This window comes from Pseudomonas sp. B1-22 (genome assembly GCF_050474425.1).
GTDB lineage: Bacteria > Pseudomonadota > Gammaproteobacteria > Pseudomonadales > Pseudomonadaceae > Pseudomonas.
This window is the reverse complement of sequence record NZ_JBCHVH010000003.1, coordinates 263030-278453: the sequence shown is the minus strand read 5'-3', so window position 1 is coordinate 278453 and position 15424 is coordinate 263030. Positions and strand designations below refer to the sequence as shown.

Annotated in this window: 16 protein-coding genes and 1 tRNA gene; 9 read left to right on the top strand and 8 right to left on the bottom strand. The window is 65.6% G+C overall.

From position 1 onward, the window contains the following. Position 1 precedes the first annotated feature (1 nt). Positions 2 to 424 (bottom strand): rhodanese-like domain-containing protein, encoded by a 423-nt coding sequence (locus ACQ5BL_RS13300; protein ID WP_207886289.1) that lies wholly within the window; start codon positions 422 to 424, stop codon positions 2 to 4. A 146-nt stretch (positions 425 to 570) separates the two neighbouring features. On the opposite strand from ACQ5BL_RS13300, the gene gpmI reads away from it, so the two are divergent. The 4 genes from gpmI (at position 571) to ACQ5BL_RS13280 (ending at position 5664) form a co-directional block, all read left to right on the top strand. Next, on the top strand, positions 571 to 2106 hold the full coding sequence (gpmI, locus tag ACQ5BL_RS13295) for a 2,3-bisphosphoglycerate-independent phosphoglycerate mutase (RefSeq protein WP_243804140.1): 1536 nt from the start codon (positions 571 to 573) through the stop codon (positions 2104 to 2106). Between the two features lie 139 nt (positions 2107 to 2245). Next, positions 2246 to 3538 (top strand): murein hydrolase activator EnvC family protein, encoded by a 1293-nt coding sequence (locus ACQ5BL_RS13290; RefSeq protein WP_207886291.1) that lies wholly within the window; start codon positions 2246 to 2248, stop codon positions 3536 to 3538. Positions 3539 to 3567: 29 nt separating this feature from the next. Next, positions 3568 to 4878 carry a S41 family peptidase gene (locus ACQ5BL_RS13285; protein WP_207886292.1) on the top strand — a complete coding sequence of 437 codons (1311 nt, stop codon included), beginning with the start codon at positions 3568 to 3570 and terminating at the stop codon, positions 4876 to 4878. 3 nt (positions 4879 to 4881) lie between these two features. Next, positions 4882 to 5664 (top strand): divergent polysaccharide deacetylase family protein, encoded by a 783-nt coding sequence (locus ACQ5BL_RS13280; RefSeq protein ID WP_243804138.1) that lies wholly within the window; start codon positions 4882 to 4884, stop codon positions 5662 to 5664. Between the two features lie 121 nt (positions 5665 to 5785). Here ACQ5BL_RS13280 and ACQ5BL_RS13275 read toward each other — a convergent pair whose 3' ends face one another. The 7 genes from ACQ5BL_RS13275 to hisB form a co-directional block, all read right to left on the bottom strand. Next, a complete protein-coding gene (locus ACQ5BL_RS13275) occupies positions 5786 to 6544 on the bottom strand; it encodes a substrate-binding periplasmic protein (RefSeq protein ID WP_243804136.1) in 759 nt (252 codons plus the stop codon). A 155-nt stretch (positions 6545 to 6699) separates the two neighbouring features. Beyond that, positions 6700 to 7458 (bottom strand): substrate-binding periplasmic protein, encoded by a 759-nt coding sequence (locus tag ACQ5BL_RS13270; RefSeq protein ID WP_243804134.1) that lies wholly within the window; start codon positions 7456 to 7458, stop codon positions 6700 to 6702. A 208-nt stretch (positions 7459 to 7666) separates the two neighbouring features. Then, entirely contained in the window at positions 7667 to 8437 is a 771-nt protein-coding gene (hisF, locus tag ACQ5BL_RS13265) for an imidazole glycerol phosphate synthase subunit HisF (protein ID WP_207886296.1), read from the bottom strand. Between the two features lie 112 nt (positions 8438 to 8549). Next, positions 8550 to 9287, bottom strand: a complete 738-nt coding sequence (gene hisA / locus ACQ5BL_RS13260; RefSeq protein ID WP_088420217.1) for a 1-(5-phosphoribosyl)-5-[(5-phosphoribosylamino)methylideneamino]imidazole-4-carboxamide isomerase — start codon at positions 9285 to 9287, stop codon at positions 8550 to 8552. Positions 9288 to 9327: 40 nt separating this feature from the next. After that, positions 9328 to 9588, bottom strand: coding sequence for a DUF2164 domain-containing protein (locus ACQ5BL_RS13255; RefSeq protein ID WP_045215778.1), 261 nt, complete (start codon positions 9586 to 9588; stop codon positions 9328 to 9330). Between the two features lie 3 nt (positions 9589 to 9591). Next, a complete protein-coding gene (gene hisH / locus ACQ5BL_RS13250) occupies positions 9592 to 10230 on the bottom strand; it encodes an imidazole glycerol phosphate synthase subunit HisH (protein WP_243804132.1) in 639 nt (212 codons plus the stop codon). Next, on the bottom strand, positions 10230 to 10823 hold the full coding sequence (gene hisB, locus ACQ5BL_RS13245; RefSeq protein WP_152226950.1) for an imidazoleglycerol-phosphate dehydratase HisB: 594 nt from the start codon (positions 10821 to 10823) through the stop codon (positions 10230 to 10232). Before hisB ends, hisH begins: the two co-directional genes overlap by 1 nt. A 150-nt stretch (positions 10824 to 10973) precedes the next feature. Here hisB and ACQ5BL_RS13240 point away from each other — a divergent pair, with 150 nt between their 5' ends. From ACQ5BL_RS13240 to ACQ5BL_RS13220, 5 genes are all read left to right on the top strand, one after another. Continuing rightward, a complete protein-coding gene (locus tag ACQ5BL_RS13240) occupies positions 10974 to 11372 on the top strand; it encodes an acetyl-CoA sensor PanZ family protein (protein ID WP_243804129.1) in 399 nt (132 codons plus the stop codon). 173 nt (positions 11373 to 11545) lie between these two features. Next, positions 11546 to 13777, top strand: coding sequence for an AsmA family protein (locus ACQ5BL_RS13235; protein ID WP_243804128.1), 2232 nt, complete (start codon positions 11546 to 11548; stop codon positions 13775 to 13777). Continuing rightward, on the top strand, positions 13774 to 14841 hold the full coding sequence (gene mutY / locus ACQ5BL_RS13230) for an A/G-specific adenine glycosylase (RefSeq protein ID WP_243804126.1): 1068 nt from the start codon (positions 13774 to 13776) through the stop codon (positions 14839 to 14841). The genes ACQ5BL_RS13235 and mutY overlap by 4 nt, the downstream gene beginning before the upstream one ends. Continuing rightward, positions 14838 to 15110 (top strand): oxidative damage protection protein, encoded by a 273-nt coding sequence (locus ACQ5BL_RS13225; protein ID WP_015479334.1) that lies wholly within the window; start codon positions 14838 to 14840, stop codon positions 15108 to 15110. Before mutY ends, ACQ5BL_RS13225 begins: the two co-directional genes overlap by 4 nt. Before the next feature lie 78 nt (positions 15111 to 15188). Further along, positions 15189 to 15264, top strand: a tRNA-Phe gene (locus ACQ5BL_RS13220). The last annotated feature ends 160 nt before the right edge of the window (positions 15265 to 15424 follow it).

The window sequence follows — 15424 nt, the reverse complement described above, 5'->3', positions numbered from 1 at the left end:
CTCACTTCACCAGGGGCAGGTTGTCGCCACGCCAGGTGCCGATGCCGCCGGACAGCTTGGCGGCGGTGAAACCGGCCTTCTGCAGCACGCTGCACCAGGTGCCCGCGTGCTGGCCCATGCTGTCGACCACGATGATGGTCTTGGCCTTGTGTTTGTCCAGCTCGGACAGGCGTGCGTTCAGTTTGTCCGCCGGAATGTTCAGCGCATCGACGATGTGGCCGGTGGAGAACTCCTTGGTCGGGCGGATATCGAGGACCACGGCCTGCTCGGCGTTGACCAGAGCGGTCAGCTCGCGGGTCGACAGGGCGCGGCCGCCCTTGCGCATTTCATGCAGGGCCAGCAGTACCAACAGCACGACCAGGGCGCCCACCAGCAGGTAGTGATGGGTGGCGAATTCGATCAGACGAGGGAGGAACGAGGGCATGGCGCAGGGCATCCAGACGTAAAAATGCCGGCCAGTATACACGCGCGTATCTGACGGCTGCACCCTGTGGATCATGGCGTCTGTCGGCACCAATCGGTAAAATGTGGGTCCTTTTCTGACCCCTATTCTCGGAAAGAGCCGTACCTATGACTGCAACGCCCAAACCGCTGGTCCTGATCATTCTGGACGGCTTCGGCCATAGCGATAGCCCGGAATACAACGCCATCTACGCCGCGAAAAAGCCCAACTGGGACCGCCTGCTGGCCAGCCAGCCGAACGGCCTGATCTCCGGCTCCGGCATGGACGTCGGCCTGCCCGACGGCCAGATGGGCAACTCCGAGGTTGGCCACATGAACCTGGGCGCCGGCCGCGTCGTGTACCAGGACTTCACCCGCGTCACCAAGGCCATCCGCGACGGCGAGTTCTTCCAGAACCCGGTCCTGACCGAGGCAGTCGACAAGGCCGCCGGCGCCGGCAAGGCCGTGCACATCCTCGGCCTGCTCTCCGACGGCGGCGTGCACAGCCACCAGGACCACCTGGTCGCCATGGCCGAACTGGCCGCCCAGCGCGGCGCTGAGAAAATCTACCTGCACGCCTTCCTCGACGGCCGCGACACGCCGCCCAAGAGCGCCGAGCCGTCGCTGAAGTTGCTCGACGACGCCTTCGCCCGCATCGGCAAGGGCCGCACCGCCAGCATCATCGGCCGCTACTTCGCCATGGACCGCGACAACCGCTGGGACCGTGTCGAAGCCGCCTACAACCTGATCACCGAAGGCGCCGCCGAATTCACCGCGGAAAACGCCGTGGGCGCGCTGAACGCCGCCTATGAGCGCGGCGAAAGCGACGAGTTCGTCAAGGCCACCCGCATCGGCGCGCAGGTGCGCGTAGAAGACGGCGACGCCGTGGTGTTCATGAACTTCCGCGCCGACCGCGCCCGCGAACTGTCGCGCGCCTTCGTCGAGCCGGGCTTCAAGGAATTCCCGCGCCAGCGCGAGCTGAAGCTGGCCAGCTACGTGATGCTGACCCAGTACGCGGCGAGCATCCCGGCGCCCAGCGCGTTCAAGCCCGAGTCCCTGGACAACGTCCTGGGCGAATACCTGGCGAAGAACGGCAAGACCCAGCTGCGCATCGCCGAGACCGAGAAGTACGCCCACGTGACCTTCTTCTTCTCCGGCGGCCGCGAAGAGCCGTTCGAAGGCGAAGAACGCATTCTCATCCCCTCGCCCAAGGTCGCCACCTATGACCTGCAGCCGGAAATGAGCGCACCGGAAGTCACCGACAGGATCGTCGACGCCATCGAGCACCAGCGCTACGACGTGATCATCGTCAACTACGCCAACGGCGACATGGTCGGCCACACCGGCGTGTTCGACGCCGCGGTGAAGGCCGTCGAGTGCCTGGATACCTGCGTCGGTCGGATCGTCGAGGCGCTGGACAAGGTCGGCGGCGAAGCCCTGATCACCGCCGACCACGGCAACGTCGAGCAGATGGAAGACGCCATGACCGGCCAGGCGCACACCGCGCACACCTGCGAGCCGGTGCCGTTCGTCTACGTCGGCAAGCGCAAGCTGAGCATCCGCGAGGGCGGCGTACTGGCCGACGTGGCGCCGACCCTGCTGACCCTGATGGGTCTGGAGCAGCCCAAGGAGATGACCGGCACGTCGATCGTCACCCTGCTTTAATGGGTGCCGATAGGGCGGGAACGTGAGCCAGCGCCCGCCGGTCAGAGCAAACGCCCCACGCCATGCGGCCTGGGGCGTTTTTTTTAGCGCCCGCCACGGGCATACTAGCCCGACCCAGAATTCAGGTGCCCGCCACCCAATGCCTCGCGCCCTCCTCCCGCTGCTGCTGATCTGCCTCCTGAGCCCGCTTGCGGCCGGTGCCGACGAACGTGCCGACACCCAGCGCCAGCTGGAACAGACGCAGAAAGACATCGCCGAGCTGAAAAAGAACCTGAAGAACATCCAGGACGAAAAGTCCGGGGTGCAGAAGCAGCTCAAGTCCACCGAGACCCAGATGGGCGACCTGGAAAAGCAGATCCAGCAGATCCAGGACGAGATGAAGAAGAACGAGGAAGAGCTGCAGCGCCTCGATTCGGAGAAAAAAAAACTCCAGGGCGCGCGCCTTGAGCAGCAGCGCCTGATCGCCATCCAGGCACGCGCCGCCTACCAGAGCGGTCGCGAGGAATACCTCAAGTTGCTGCTGAATCAGGAACACCCCGAGAAGTTCAGCCGCACCCTCACCTACTACGAGTACATCAACAAGGCGCGCCTGGATCAGCTCAGCGCGTTCAACGAGACGCTGAGCCAGCTCAACGCCGTCGAGCAGGACATCACTGCGCAGAAGAACCAGCAGATCGAGCAGCAGAGCGCGCTGGAATCACGCCGCCAGGAGCTGGCCGACGCCCGCAAGGCGCGCCAGGAGGCCCTGGCCAAGCTCGACAGCGACCTCAAGGACAGCAACAGCAAGCTCAAGAACCGCGAGCAGAGCCAGGAAGACCTGAACAAGGTCCTGAAGACCATCGAGGAAACCCTGGCCCGCCAGGCCCGCGAGGCCGAGGAAGCGCGCCAGCGCGCCCTGGCCGCCGAGCGTGAGCGCGCCAAGCGCGAACGCGAACTGGCCGAACGCGGTGAAAAGCCCGAGGCCCCGAGCAAACCCCGCGCCGACTACAGCGGCCCGCTGGTCTCCAGCGGCGCAGGCTTCGGCGGTGCCTTTGACGCCGCCAAGGGCCGGCTGCCCTGGCCGGTCAACGGCCGCGTGCTGGCGCGCTTCGGCAGCCCGCGCGGCGACGACCCCCGCGCCACCTGGGATGGCGTGCTGATCGGCGCCGCCGCCGGCAGCACGGTACGCGCCGTCCATGGCGGTCGCGTGGTGTTCGCCGACTGGCTGCGCGGCGCCGGCCTGCTGGTCATTCTCGACCACGGTGGTGGCTACCTCAGCCTTTATGGGCATAATCAAAGTCTTCTGAAGGACGCCGGCGACACCGTCAAAGCAGGCGACCCCATCGCGACCGTAGGTGCCAGCGGTGGGCAGAGCACCCCGGCGGTATACTTCGCCATTCGCCATCAGGGCCGCCCGGCGGACCCTTCTACCTGGTGTCGCACGCAGGGATAAGCGGCGAGCACGCCTTAGGAGCCCCAAACATGTCGCAAGCGTTCCGTCTCACCACCCTGGCCCTGGCCCTGCTGCTCGGCGTCGGTGCGGCACAAGCCGCCGACGCTCCCGCAGCCGCCCCGGCGGCCAATGGCAAGGAGGCTCCGCTGCCGCTCGATGAGCTGCGCACCTTCGCCGAGGTCCTGGACCGGGTGAAAGCCGCCTATGTCGAGCCGGTGGACGACAAGACCCTGCTGGAAAACGCCATCAAGGGCATGCTCAGCAACCTCGACCCGCACTCCGCCTACCTCGGCCCGGAAGAGTTCGCCGAGCTGCAGGAGAGCACCAGCGGCGAGTTCGGCGGCCTGGGCATCGAGGTCGGCAGCGAAGACGGCTTCGTCAAGGTGATCTCGCCGATCGACGACACCCCGGCAGCCAAGGCCGGTATCCAGCCGGGCGACCTGATCGTCAAGATCGACGGCAAGCCGACCAAGGGCCAGTCGATGAACGAGGCGGTGGACAGCATGCGCGGCAAGGCCGGCTCGCCGATCACCCTGACCATCGTCCGCGGTGGCGGCAAGCCGTTCGACGTCGAGCTCAAGCGCGCCGTCATCAAGGTCAAGAGCGTGAAGAGCCAGATGCTCGAACCGGGCTACGGCTACCTGCGCATCACCCAGTTCCAGGTCAACACCGGCGAGGAAACCGTCAAGGCGCTGACCAGCCTGCGCAAGGAAAACAATGGCCGGCTCAAGGGCGTGGTCCTTGACCTGCGCAACAACCCCGGCGGCGTGCTGCAGTCGGCGGTGGAAGTGGCCGACGCCTTCCTCACCAAGGGGCTGATCGTCTACACCAAGGGCCGCATCCCGAACTCCGAGCTGCGCTTCTCGGCCGATCCGTCCGATCCGTCCGATGGCGTACCGCTGGTGGTGCTGATCAACGGCGGCAGCGCCTCGGCGGCGGAAATCGTCGCCGGCGCCCTGCAGGACCAGAAGCGCGCGATCCTCATGGGCACCGACAGCTTCGGCAAGGGCTCGGTACAGACCGTGCTGCCGCTGAACAACGACCGCGCCCTGAAGCTCACCACCGCGCTGTACTACACCCCCAACGGCCGCTCGATCCAGGCCCAGGGCATCACCCCGGACATCGAGGTGGAGCGCGCCAAGGTGACCCGCGAGCAGAGCGAGTTCGATGGCTTCAAGGAAGCCGACCTGCAAGGACACCTGGCCAACGGCAACGGCGGCAAGGACCGTCCCACCGCTGCCGGCAAGCGCCCGGAAGACCGCCCGCAGGAAAGCGACTACCAGCTCGGCCAGGCCCTCAGCCTGCTGAAGGGACTCAGCGTCAGCCGCGGCAACAACTGACCCATGCGCTGGGCCCGGCTGCTGTTCGGCCTTGGCCTTGGCGCATGCCTGGGCCAACCGGCGGCGGCAGCGCCGCCGCCGGTTGGCGCCAAACCGCTGGTCAGCATCGTCATCGACGACCTCGGGCAGAACCTGACGCGCGATCGCCAGGTGCTCGAACTCTCCCCCGCCATCGCCCTGGCGATCATTCCCGACACACCCCACGCCGCCGAACTGGCCCGCGAAGCGCACAAGCTAGGGCGCACGGTGATGCTGCACATGCCGATGGATCCGGCCGGCGGCGAGTTCGCCTGGCGTCCGGAACTGAGCCAGGAGGAGCGCGCCCGCCGTCTCGACGCAGCACTGGCACGGGTGCCCTACGCCCAGGGCCTGAACAACCATGAAGGCAGCCGCATGACTGCCGACCGCCCGGCCATGGCCTGGCTGGCCGCGGAACTGCAGCGTCGCCACCTGTTCCTGCTCGACAGCCGTACCAGCGCCGCCACGGTGGCCGCCGCCGAGGCACAGAAGATCGGCCTGGCGAGCCTGTCGCGGGACGTGTTCCTGGATGACGATCCGAGCGAAGCGGCGGTGATGGAGCAGATGCAGCGCGGCCTGAAACTGGCGCGCAAGCAGGGCACGGTGGTGATGATCGGCCACCCGAAGCCGGCGACCCTGGCGGTGCTCAGGCGCGTATTGCCAACCCTGAAGGCCCAGGGCTTCGAACTGGTGAAGCCCACACTGCTGATCGGCGAGCGCGCCAACCGCGCCATGCAGGGGCATGGGCAGGATGGGGTTTACCGGTAAACGTTGGCGGGATTCGGTTCGCGAGCAAGCTCGCTCCTACGAAAAGCAGGCTCGCTGTTCTCTGTAGGAGCGAGCTTGCTCGCGAATATCCAGAATCCTGGCGGCGACCGCCGGGCCTTCTTTATAGATAGTTGTTGGTCGCCTGCTCGATGAAGCCATCCGCGCGCATCGAATCAAGCGCCTTCTGCAGACGCTGCACCACCTCATCCGGCGTGTCCTTGTTCAGCGCCAGGTAGAGTTGGTCCTCATTGAAACGCAGCACGGTCTGCAGGCCGGAGACGCCCTCCTGCTTGGCCAGGTAGCGGCCGACCGGATCGGTGGTGGCCCACAGGTCGATCTCGCCGGAAGTCAGCTTCTTCACGTTTTCCTGGTCGCGCAGCGCGTTGATCACCGGGATGCCCTGCTTCTCCAGGCCCTCGCTCACCGCATCGTTCTTGTAGGCGCCGATCTTGTACTTGGCGCCGGCTTCCTTGATGTCCTTCACCGCGATCTTGCTGCCGGCAGGCGCCAGCAGCACCCAGTTGGTCTTGGCGATGGGGCCGACCCACTTGAACAGCGGCACGCGGTCGGGCGTGTAGGCAGTGGAGAACAGGCCGTAGTCGGGCTTGTCGAGGGTCAGCTTGTACAGCCGATCCCAGGGGAAGCGCAGGCTCAGGCTGTACTGGATGCCGGCGCGCTTGAACATCTCGCGGACGATATCGGTGCTGATGCCGTCGATGCTGTCGTCACGGGCGAAGTTCTTGTCATCCACCGCCATGTTGAAGGGCGGGAAGTTCTCGGTGAGCAGCACCATCTTGTAATCGGCGGGCACCTCGGCACGGGCCGCGGCGGCCCCCAACAGCAGGCCGAGGGTCAGGGTCTTGGACAGGATTTTCAGCATGGTCATACCGCTCGCAGGGTTATCGTTATTGGCTTGCGGCATCCCTGCAAAGGGACGGAATACTCAGCTCGTCTGCCTTCCATGGCATGGTCGGCGCCGGTGAGGGTGGCGCCGGATTGCTTTCGCGGGCCGTGAGGTTGGCCGGCCCACGGGCATTACAGGTAACTGTTGAGGACGTCGTCGACGAAACCTTCGGCGCGCATCTTGTCCAGCGCGGCTTGCAGCTTCTGCACCACCTCGTCCGGCGTTTCGCGGTTCAGCGCCAGGAACAGCTGGTCGCTGTTGAAGCGCAGTACGGTCTTCAGGCCGGTAACGCCGACCTGCTTGGCCAGGTAGCGCCCCGCCGGATCGCCGCTCGCCCACAGATCGATCGCACCTTCCTGCAGCTTGCCGGCGTTCTCCTGGTCGCGCAGCGCCAGCACAGGCTCGAAGCCGTGCTTGGCCAGGTATTCGGCCATGGCGTCGCCCTTGTAGGCGCCGACGCGGTATTTCTTGGCGTCTTCCAGGTTGTTCAGGGTGATCGTGCTGTCGCCCTTGGCCAGCAGGACCCAGTCGTCCGGGCCGATCGGGCCGACCCACTTGAACTGGCTCTCGCGCTCGGGTAGGCGGGCGGTGACGAACACGCCGTAGCCGGGCTTCTCCAGCGCCAGCTTGTAGATGCGGTCCCAGGGGAAGCGCAGCGTCAGGCTGTACTGCACGCCAGCGCGCTTGAACATCTCCTTGACGATGTCGACGGCGATCCCGTCGATGTTGTCTTCCTGGGCGAAGTTCTTGCCGTTGATGGCCATGTTGTAGGGCGGGAAGTTCTCGGTCAGCAGCACCATGCTGTAGTTCGAGCTATCCGTTTCCGCCTTTGCGGCGCTGGCCAGCAACAGACCACAGCCAATCCATGCGAGCAGAATGCGCTTCAGCATCTGGGAATTCCTGAGAGTGACAATTCTGAGAAGGCGCTGAGCTTACTCGGAGAATTGACGCCAAGAAACCCTGCAGCGATGGCAATCACACATCCAAACGCCATCACCGCGACCAGCGGTATCGGGCAATCGGGACTCTGCGGCGAAAGGGCCTGCGGCGACTGGGCGCAGGCCCTCGAAGGCCGGGAGAGCCCCGGCCCGGAGGAGGTCAGCGGACGACGATACCGCGACTGGCCAGGTAGGCCTTGGCTTCCGGCACGCTGTATTCGCCGAAGTGGAAGATGCTCGCCGCGAGAACCGCGTCGGCCTTGCCTTCAATGATGCCGTCGGCCAGGTGCTGCAGGTTGCCGACACCGCCCGAAGCGATCACCGGAACGTTCACCGCCTCGCTGATGGCGCGGGTCACGCCCAGGTCATAGCCGCTCTTCACGCCGTCCTGGTCCATGCTGGTCAGCAGGATTTCACCGGCGCCCAGGCCTTCCATCTTCTTCGCCCACTCCACCGCGTCCAGCCCGGTGGGCTTACGGCCGCCGTGGGTGAAGATCTCCCAGCGCGGCGCTTCGCCCGGTGCCGAGACCTTCTTGGCATCGATGGCGACTACGATGCACTGCGAGCCGAAGCGCGCGGCGGCTTCGCCGACGAACTCCGGGGTGAACACCGCGGCGGTGTTGATCGAGACCTTGTCCGCACCGGCATTGAGCAGGTTGCGGATGTCCTGCACGGTGCGCACACCACCGCCCACGGTCAGCGGGATGAACACCTGGCTGGCCATGCGCTCGACGGTATGCAGCGTAGTGTCGCGGCCATCGACGCTGGCGGTGATGTCGAGGAAGGTGATCTCGTCGGCGCCCTGCTCGTCGTAGCGGCGGGCAATTTCCACCGGGTCGCCGGCGTCGCGGATGTTCTCGAACTTGACGCCCTTCACCACGCGGCCGTTGTCCACGTCGAGGCAGGGAATGATGCGTTTAGCCAGTGCCATAGCAATGCTCTCGTAGGATGGGTGGAGCGCAGCGATACCCATGCTGCCGAACCACCCCAGGTCCTCATCGCCGGGTTACGCCGCATTGCGGCCCACCCAGCCTGCGTTCAGATCAGCCTTTGAAGCTGTCGCACAGCGCCTGTGCTTCGGCGACGTCCAGGGTGCCTTCGTAGATCGCGCGGCCGGTGATGGCGCCGACGATGCCCGGGGTGCGCGCGTCCAGCAGCTTCTGGATGTCGCCCAGGTTGTGGATGCCGCCCGAGGCGATCACCGGGATGCGCGTGGCGTTGGCCAGGGCGGCGGTGGCTTCGACGTTGCAGCCCTGCATCATGCCGTCCTTGGAGATGTCGGTGTAGACGATGGCGGAGACGCCGTCGGCCTCGAAGCGCTTGGCCAGGTCGATCACCTGCACTTCGCTCACCTCGGCCCAGCCGTCGGTGGCGACGAAGCCGTCTTTAGCATCGAGGCCAACGATGACCTTGCCAGGGAAGGCGCGGCAGGCTTCGCCGACGAACTCCGGCTGCTTGACCGCCTTGGTGCCGATGATCACGTAGCTGACGCCGGCGCGCACGTAGTGCTCGATGGTTTCCAGCGAGCGGATGCCGCCGCCGATCTGGATCGGCAGGTTCGGGTAGCGCTTGGCGATGGCGGTGACCACTTCACCGTTGACCGGCTTGCCTTCGAAGGCGCCGTTCAGGTCCACCAGGTGCAGACGGCGGCAGCCGCCCTCCACCCACTTGGCGGCCATGGACACCGGGTCGTCGGAGAACACGGTGGCGTCTTCCATCAGGCCCTGGCGCAGGCGCACGCAGGCGCCGTCTTTCAGATCGATTGCGGGGATGATCAGCATGGGTTGAACCTGCTCGAATCCAAAGATGAATGGGGTCGGGTCAGCTCTTCTCGAGCGCCCACAAGTCGCTTTCGATGCTCTCGAACCGGTCTTTCAGGTGAGATTGCACGTCGAAGATCGCCTTGTTGTAGAACAGCGGGCCGAACTCGCGCAGGAAGAAGTCCAGCGCCTCTTCGGCCTCGAAGGAGCCGACGTCCAGCTCGAAGCGATCTTCGAGGAAGCGCTGGATGGCGCGCGCCGCACTCTGGCGCTGGGCGCCGTCGAGTTCGAGGATCGCCGGCTTGTCCTTCTGGCGGGCCATGGCTTACCAGCGCCCGTCCCAGGCGGCGAAGTTCTGCAGCAGCTGCAGGCCATGGGTATGGCTCTTCTCCGGGTGGAACTGCACGGCGAAGCGCGAGCCGTCAGCCAGCGCGGCGGCGAAATCGACACCGTAATGGCCGCGACCGACCACCTGGCGCGGGTTACCCGCCTGGATGTAATAGCTGTGCACGAAATAGAAGCGCGCGTTGTCCGGGATGTCGTGCCACAGCGGGTGGTCGACACTCTGCGCCACCTCGTTCCAGCCCATGTGCGGCACCTTCAGGTGTTCGCCGCCCTCGTGCAGGTCCTTGCCGAAGAAGCGCACCTTGCCGGGGAACAGGCCGATGCAGTCGACGCCGTCGTTCTCTTCGCTGTGGTCCAGCAGCGCCTGCATGCCGACGCAGATGCCGAGGAAGGGACGGTCCTGGCTGACCTCGCGCACCAGGGCGTCGAAGCCCAGGCGCCTGATCTCGGCCATGCAGTCGCGGATCGCGCCGACGCCGGGGAACACCACGCGGTCGGCCTCGCGGATCACGTTGGCGTCGCTGGTCACCAGCACGCGCCCGGCGCCCACGCGCTCCAGCGCCTTGGACACCGAGTGCAGGTTGCCCATGCCGTAGTCGATGACGGCTACCGTCTGCATCACAGGCACCCTTTGGTGGACGGCATCTGGCCGGCCATGCGCTCGTCCAGCTCGATGGCCATGCGCAGGGCGCGGCCGAAGGCCTTGAACACCGTCTCGATCTGGTGGTGGGTGTTGTGCCCGCGCAGGTTGTCGATGTGCAGGGTCACCTGGGCGTGGTTGACGAAGCCCTGGAAGAATTCCATGAACAGGTCGACGTCGAAGCCGCCGACGCTGGCACGGGTGAACGGTACGTGCATCTGCAGGCCGGGGCGGCCGGAGAAGTCGATGACCACGCGCGACAGCGCCTCATCCAGCGGCACGTAGGCATGGCCGTAGCGGCGGATGCCCTTCTTGTCGCCGATGGCCTTGGCGAAGGCCTGGCCGAGGGTGATGCCGATGTCTTCGACGGTATGGTGGTCGTCGATATGCAGGTCGCCCTTGCACTCGATGTCCAGGTCGATCAGGCCGTGGCGGGCGATCTGGTCCATCATGTGCTCGAGGAAGGGAACCCCGGTATCGAAGCGGGCCTTGCCCGTCCCATCCAGGTCGATGGAAACCTTGATCTGGGTTTCCAGGGTGTCGCGCGCGACGGATGCCTTGCGTTCGGCCATCACCAGCTCCACAGCTAACACTGCACGTAATTATAAGAAGGGGCAGCATTATAGGCGCGCCCGCCCCGGCGCGGCTATGGGCGGTGGTCGGCGCTGGCCGATCGACAGCACTTTTCCCTACACTGCCGGACCGCCACCGAGGAATCGTCCATGCCCGTCATCGTCCAGCACCTGACCCAGCCCAGCGAACAGGACCGTCAGGATCTGCTGAAGATCTATGCCGATGCCCCGGACTGGCTGCTGAAGCCCTTCGACGATGCCGCGCAGCTGGTGGATATGGGCCTGCGCGAGGGCCTGCTGCTGACCGGCCGCTTCAACGACCGCCTGCTGGGCGCCACCTGGATCGAGCGCGATGCGGACGCCTGGCGCCTTTCGCGCCTGTGCGTACGCCAGGTTACCCGCGGGCGCGGCGTGGCCCGGCGGTTGCTGGAAGAAGCCCAGCGCCTGGCCATCCTGCAGGGCGCCGCGCTGCGCCTGAGCGCACCGGCCGACCAGCCGGACGCGGCCGCCTTCGCCGAACGCCTCGGGCTCACGTTGCTGCCCGCCTGAGCCGGTCCGGCATTCTGCGACCCGCTCGGCAGGAACCGACGCACGGGGGAACCGTGCGCCGACCCTCCGTTCAAACCTGACGGAACCTGCACCTTTCTCCTCTGACTGAGGCACAGGTGCGTCGTTGATATACTTTTCCGCTACTCCATCCGCTGCCTGAACAAGGACCCTTCATGAAAGCGTTCGGTAAAATCCTCGGCATCGTCGTGCTGGGCCTGCTGCTGCTCATAGTCGCAGCCGGCTTCGTGCTGACTCATTTCTTCAACCCGAACGACTACAAGGACGAAATCCGCCAGCTGGCCCGCGACAAGGCCAATGTCGAGCTGAACCTGAAGGGCGACATCGGCTGGAGCCTGTTCCCCTGGCTGGGTCTGGAACTGCACGACACCAGCGTCGCCACCCTGCAGGCACCCAACCAGCCCTTCGCCGACGTCCAGCTGCTGGGCATGTCGGTGCGCGTGTTGCCGCTGCTGCGCAAGGAGCTGCAGATGAGCGACATCCGCGTCGAGGGCCTGAACCTGAGCCTGAACCGCGACAAGACCGGCGCCGGCAACTGGGAAAACATCGGCAAGCCTTTGCAGCCGGCCGGCGGCGCACCTGGCGCCTCGCAGCCCGCGCCCGCACCCAGTGAACCGGCGAAGCCCGCCGCCGCCGAAACGCACCAACCGATGAAGCTCGACATCGACAGCCTGACGGTGAAGAACGCGCGTATCGACTATGCCGACGCGCAGAACGGCAAGAACTATACGGTCGAAGGCATCGAGCTGAGCACCGGCGCCATCCGCGAGGGCAGCAACATCCCGGTCAAGTTCAGCGCCTACCTGGGCAGCAACCAGCCGGTGATCCGCGCCCGCACCGAACTGACCGGCAACCTGCGCTTCGACCGCGCCCTCAAGCGCTATCAACTGGAAGACACCAGGCTCTCCGGCGAAGTGTCCGGCGATCCCTTCCAGGGCAAGACCGCCAGCTACAGCGCCCAGGGCCAGCTGGTGCTTGACCAGGCCGCCCAGGTCGCCGAGTGGAACGGCCTGAAAATTACCGTCAACCAGCTGCGCGCCCTCGGCGAAATCAAGGCCCGCGAGCTGGACAAGGCGCCCAAGTTCGATGGCGGCCTGTCGCTCGCACCGTTCAACCTGCGCGAATTCCTCACCGGCATCGGCCAGACCCTGCCGGAAATGGCCGACGCCAACACCCTGACCAAGCTGGAGCTGTCGACCCGCGTGGCCGGCGACCGCAACAGCCTGAACCTCGGCGACATCAAGCTGAAACTCGACGACAGCAGCTTCAGCGGCAACCTCGGCATCGCCGACTTCGGCAAGCAGGCCATCCGCGCCCAGCTCAGCGGCGACCGCCTGGACCTTGACCGCTACCTGCCGGCCAAGGCCGCCAAAGCCCAGGAAGCCACCAGCGCCGCGCGCAAGGCCGAGGTCGAAGCCACCACCAGCAACGCCATCCAGGGCGATACCCCGCTGCCCAGCGCGCCGACCCAGCAAGCCTGGAGCGACGCCCCCATGCTGCCGGTGGCGAAACTGCGCGCCCTCGACCTGGACGTCGGGCTGCAACTCGGCCAGCTGACCCTCGACAAACTGCCGATCGAGAACGCCAACCTCAAGCTGCACGGCAATGACGGCCTGCTCACCCTCGACGACATGCGCGGCGAGCTCTTCGACGGCAAGTTCAACGCCACCGCCAGCCTCGACGTACGCCAGGACGTTCCGTTGCTCAAGGCACAGAAGCACATCGCCGACGTGCCGGTGGATCGCCTGCTCGAATCCCAGGGCCAGAAGCCGCCGGTGAAGGGCCTGCTCGACCTTGACGCCGACATCACCACCCAGGGCCTCAGCCAGAAGGCCTGGATCGACAACCTCAACGGCACCGCGCACTTCGTCCTGACCCAGGGCGTTCTGCTCAACGCCAACCTGGAACAGCAACTCTGCCAGGGCATCGCCACCCTCAACCGCAAGGCCCTGGAAGGGACGCACGGCGGCAAGGACACGCCGTTCCGCGAATTGCAGGGCAACCTGGTATTCAAGAACGGCGTGGCCAGCAACCCGGATCTGAAGGCAAGTATTCCCGGCCTGACCGTCAAGGCTGACGGCGACATCGACCTGCGCGTGCTGGGCATGGACTACCGCGTCGGCGTGATCATCGAAGGCGACAAGGGCGAGATGCCCGATCCGGCCTGCCAGGTGAACAAGCGCTACGTCGGCATCGAATGGCCGCTGCGCTGCCGTGGCCCGCTGGAACTGGGCGCCAAGGCCTGCCGCCTGGACAAGGACGGCATGGGCAAGATCGCCGGGCAACTGGCCGGGGAACGGCTGAACGAAAAACTCGAAGAGAAGTTCGGCGACAAGGTCAGTCCCGAACTCAAAGACGCACTCAAAGGGCTGCTCAAGAAGAAATGACCCCGGAACGTTTCAATACAGCGGTGCTCGACTGGTTCGACCGCCATGGCCGCCATGACCTGCCCTGGCAGCAGAACATCACGCCCTACCGTGTGTGGGTCTCGGAAATCATGCTGCAGCAGACCCAGGTCGCTACCGTGATGGGCTACTTCGACCGCTTCATGACAGCGCTGCCGACGGTGGCGGACCTCGCTGCCGCACCGGAAGACGAAGTGCTGCACCTGTGGACGGGCCTGGGCTACTACACCCGTGCGCGCAACCTGCACAAGACCGCGAAACTGGTGATGGAGCGGCATGGCGGCGAATTTCCCCGCGACGCCGAGCAGCTCGCCGAGCTGCCCGGCATCGGCCGCTCCACCGCCGGCGCCATCGCCAGCATTTCCATGGGCCTGCGCGCGCCGATCCTCGACGGCAACGTCAAGCGCGTGCTGGCGCGTTACCTGGCCTGCGACGGTTATCCGGGCGAGCCGAAGGTGACCAGGCAGTTGTGGGAGGCCGCCGAGCGCTTCACGCCGCATGCGCGGGTCAACCACTACACCCAGGCGATGATGGACCTCGGCGCCACCCTCTGCACCCGCAGCAAGCCCAGCTGCCTGCTCTGTCCGCTGCGCGAGGGCTGCCGCGCGCATCTGCTGGGCCGCGAGGCCGACTTCCCGGTGCCCAAGCCGCGCAAGGAACTGCCCCGCAAGCGCACCCTGATGCCGATCCTGGCCAACCGCGCCGGCGACATCCTGCTCTATCGCCGCCCCTCCACCGGCCTCTGGGGTGGGCTGTGGAGCTTCCCCGAACTGGACGACCTGGCTGCCCTTGACCCGCTCGCCCAGCACCACGCCCTGCGCCTGGGCGAACGCCGCGAGCTGCCCGGCCTGACCCACACCTTCAGCCACTTCCAGCTGGCCATCGAGCCCTGGCTGGTGCGCGTCGAGGACGCAGCCCCCGCCGTGGCCGAGGGCGACTGGCTCTGGTATAACCTCGCCACCCCGCCGCGGCTCGGCCTTGCCGCCCCGGTGAAGAAGCTGCTCAAACGAGCCGCTGACGTGTTGAATGCAGGAGAAATGTCATGACCCGACTGGTGATGTGCCGCAAGTACAAAGAAGAGCTGCCCGGCCTCGATCGCGCGCCCTACCCCGGAGCCAAGGGCCAGGACATCTACGAGCACGTCTCGAAGAAAGCCTGGGACGAATGGCAGAAGCACCAGACCATGCTGATCAACGAGCGTCGCCTGAACATGATGAATGCCGAGGATCGCAAGTTCCTCACCGCCGAGATGGACAAGTTCCTTTCCGGCGAGGAATACGCGCAGGCGGAAGGCTACGTCCCGCCCAGCGCGTAAGTTTCGGTATTATTTGAAAAATTTTTTAGCGACACGCTTGACACCCCTCCCGAAAACCCTTTTAATGCGCGCCACGTTGCCCAGGTAGCTCAGTTGGTAGAGCAGGGGATTGAAAATCCCCGTGTCGGCGGTTCGATTCCGTCCCTGGGCACCAAGCCTTCCGAAAGCCCCTGAAATCGCAAGATTTCAGGGGCTTTTTCGTTTCCGCCCGAAAAATTCCTCCTCGCCCCCGCCCCCTCGCACGAATCGTGTCGAATGTTTGCCGAACTACACTGTCTACTGGCACGTAGCAGGTTGTTCTTTCAGAATCATGA

What these genes read in the sequence shown, in the direction of transcription:
- hisF (WP_207886296.1), bottom strand. Translation starts at nt 8,437, where the DNA reads ATGGCACTGGCTAAACGCATCATTCCCTGCCTCGACGTGGACAACGGC.
- hisA (WP_088420217.1), bottom strand. Translation starts at nt 9,287, where the DNA reads ATGCTGATCATCCCCGCAATCGATCTGAAAGACGGCGCCTGCGTGCGC.
- ACQ5BL_RS13255 (WP_045215778.1), bottom strand. Translation starts at nt 9,588, where the DNA reads ATGGCCCGCCAGAAGGACAAGCCGGCGATCCTCGAACTCGACGGCGCC.
- ACQ5BL_RS13240 (WP_243804129.1), top strand. Translation starts at nt 10,974, where the DNA reads ATGCCCGTCATCGTCCAGCACCTGACCCAGCCCAGCGAACAGGACCGT.
- ACQ5BL_RS13275 (WP_243804136.1), bottom strand. Translation starts at nt 6,544, where the DNA reads ATGCTGAAAATCCTGTCCAAGACCCTGACCCTCGGCCTGCTGTTGGGG.
- ACQ5BL_RS13280 (WP_243804138.1), top strand. Translation starts at nt 4,882, where the DNA reads ATGCGCTGGGCCCGGCTGCTGTTCGGCCTTGGCCTTGGCGCATGCCTG.
- hisH (WP_243804132.1), bottom strand. Translation starts at nt 10,230, where the DNA reads ATGCAGACGGTAGCCGTCATCGACTACGGCATGGGCAACCTGCACTCG.
- ACQ5BL_RS13235 (WP_243804128.1), top strand. Translation starts at nt 11,546, where the DNA reads ATGAAAGCGTTCGGTAAAATCCTCGGCATCGTCGTGCTGGGCCTGCTG.
- ACQ5BL_RS13300 (WP_207886289.1), bottom strand. Translation starts at nt 424, where the DNA reads ATGCCCTCGTTCCTCCCTCGTCTGATCGAATTCGCCACCCATCACTAC.
- ACQ5BL_RS13270 (WP_243804134.1), bottom strand. Translation starts at nt 7,458, where the DNA reads ATGCTGAAGCGCATTCTGCTCGCATGGATTGGCTGTGGTCTGTTGCTG.
- ACQ5BL_RS13290 (WP_207886291.1), top strand. Translation starts at nt 2,246, where the DNA reads ATGCCTCGCGCCCTCCTCCCGCTGCTGCTGATCTGCCTCCTGAGCCCG.
- mutY (WP_243804126.1), top strand. Translation starts at nt 13,774, where the DNA reads ATGACCCCGGAACGTTTCAATACAGCGGTGCTCGACTGGTTCGACCGC.
- gpmI (WP_243804140.1), top strand. Translation starts at nt 571, where the DNA reads ATGACTGCAACGCCCAAACCGCTGGTCCTGATCATTCTGGACGGCTTC.
- ACQ5BL_RS13285 (WP_207886292.1), top strand. Translation starts at nt 3,568, where the DNA reads ATGTCGCAAGCGTTCCGTCTCACCACCCTGGCCCTGGCCCTGCTGCTC.
- ACQ5BL_RS13225 (WP_015479334.1), top strand. Translation starts at nt 14,838, where the DNA reads ATGACCCGACTGGTGATGTGCCGCAAGTACAAAGAAGAGCTGCCCGGC.
- hisB (WP_152226950.1), bottom strand. Translation starts at nt 10,823, where the DNA reads ATGGCCGAACGCAAGGCATCCGTCGCGCGCGACACCCTGGAAACCCAG.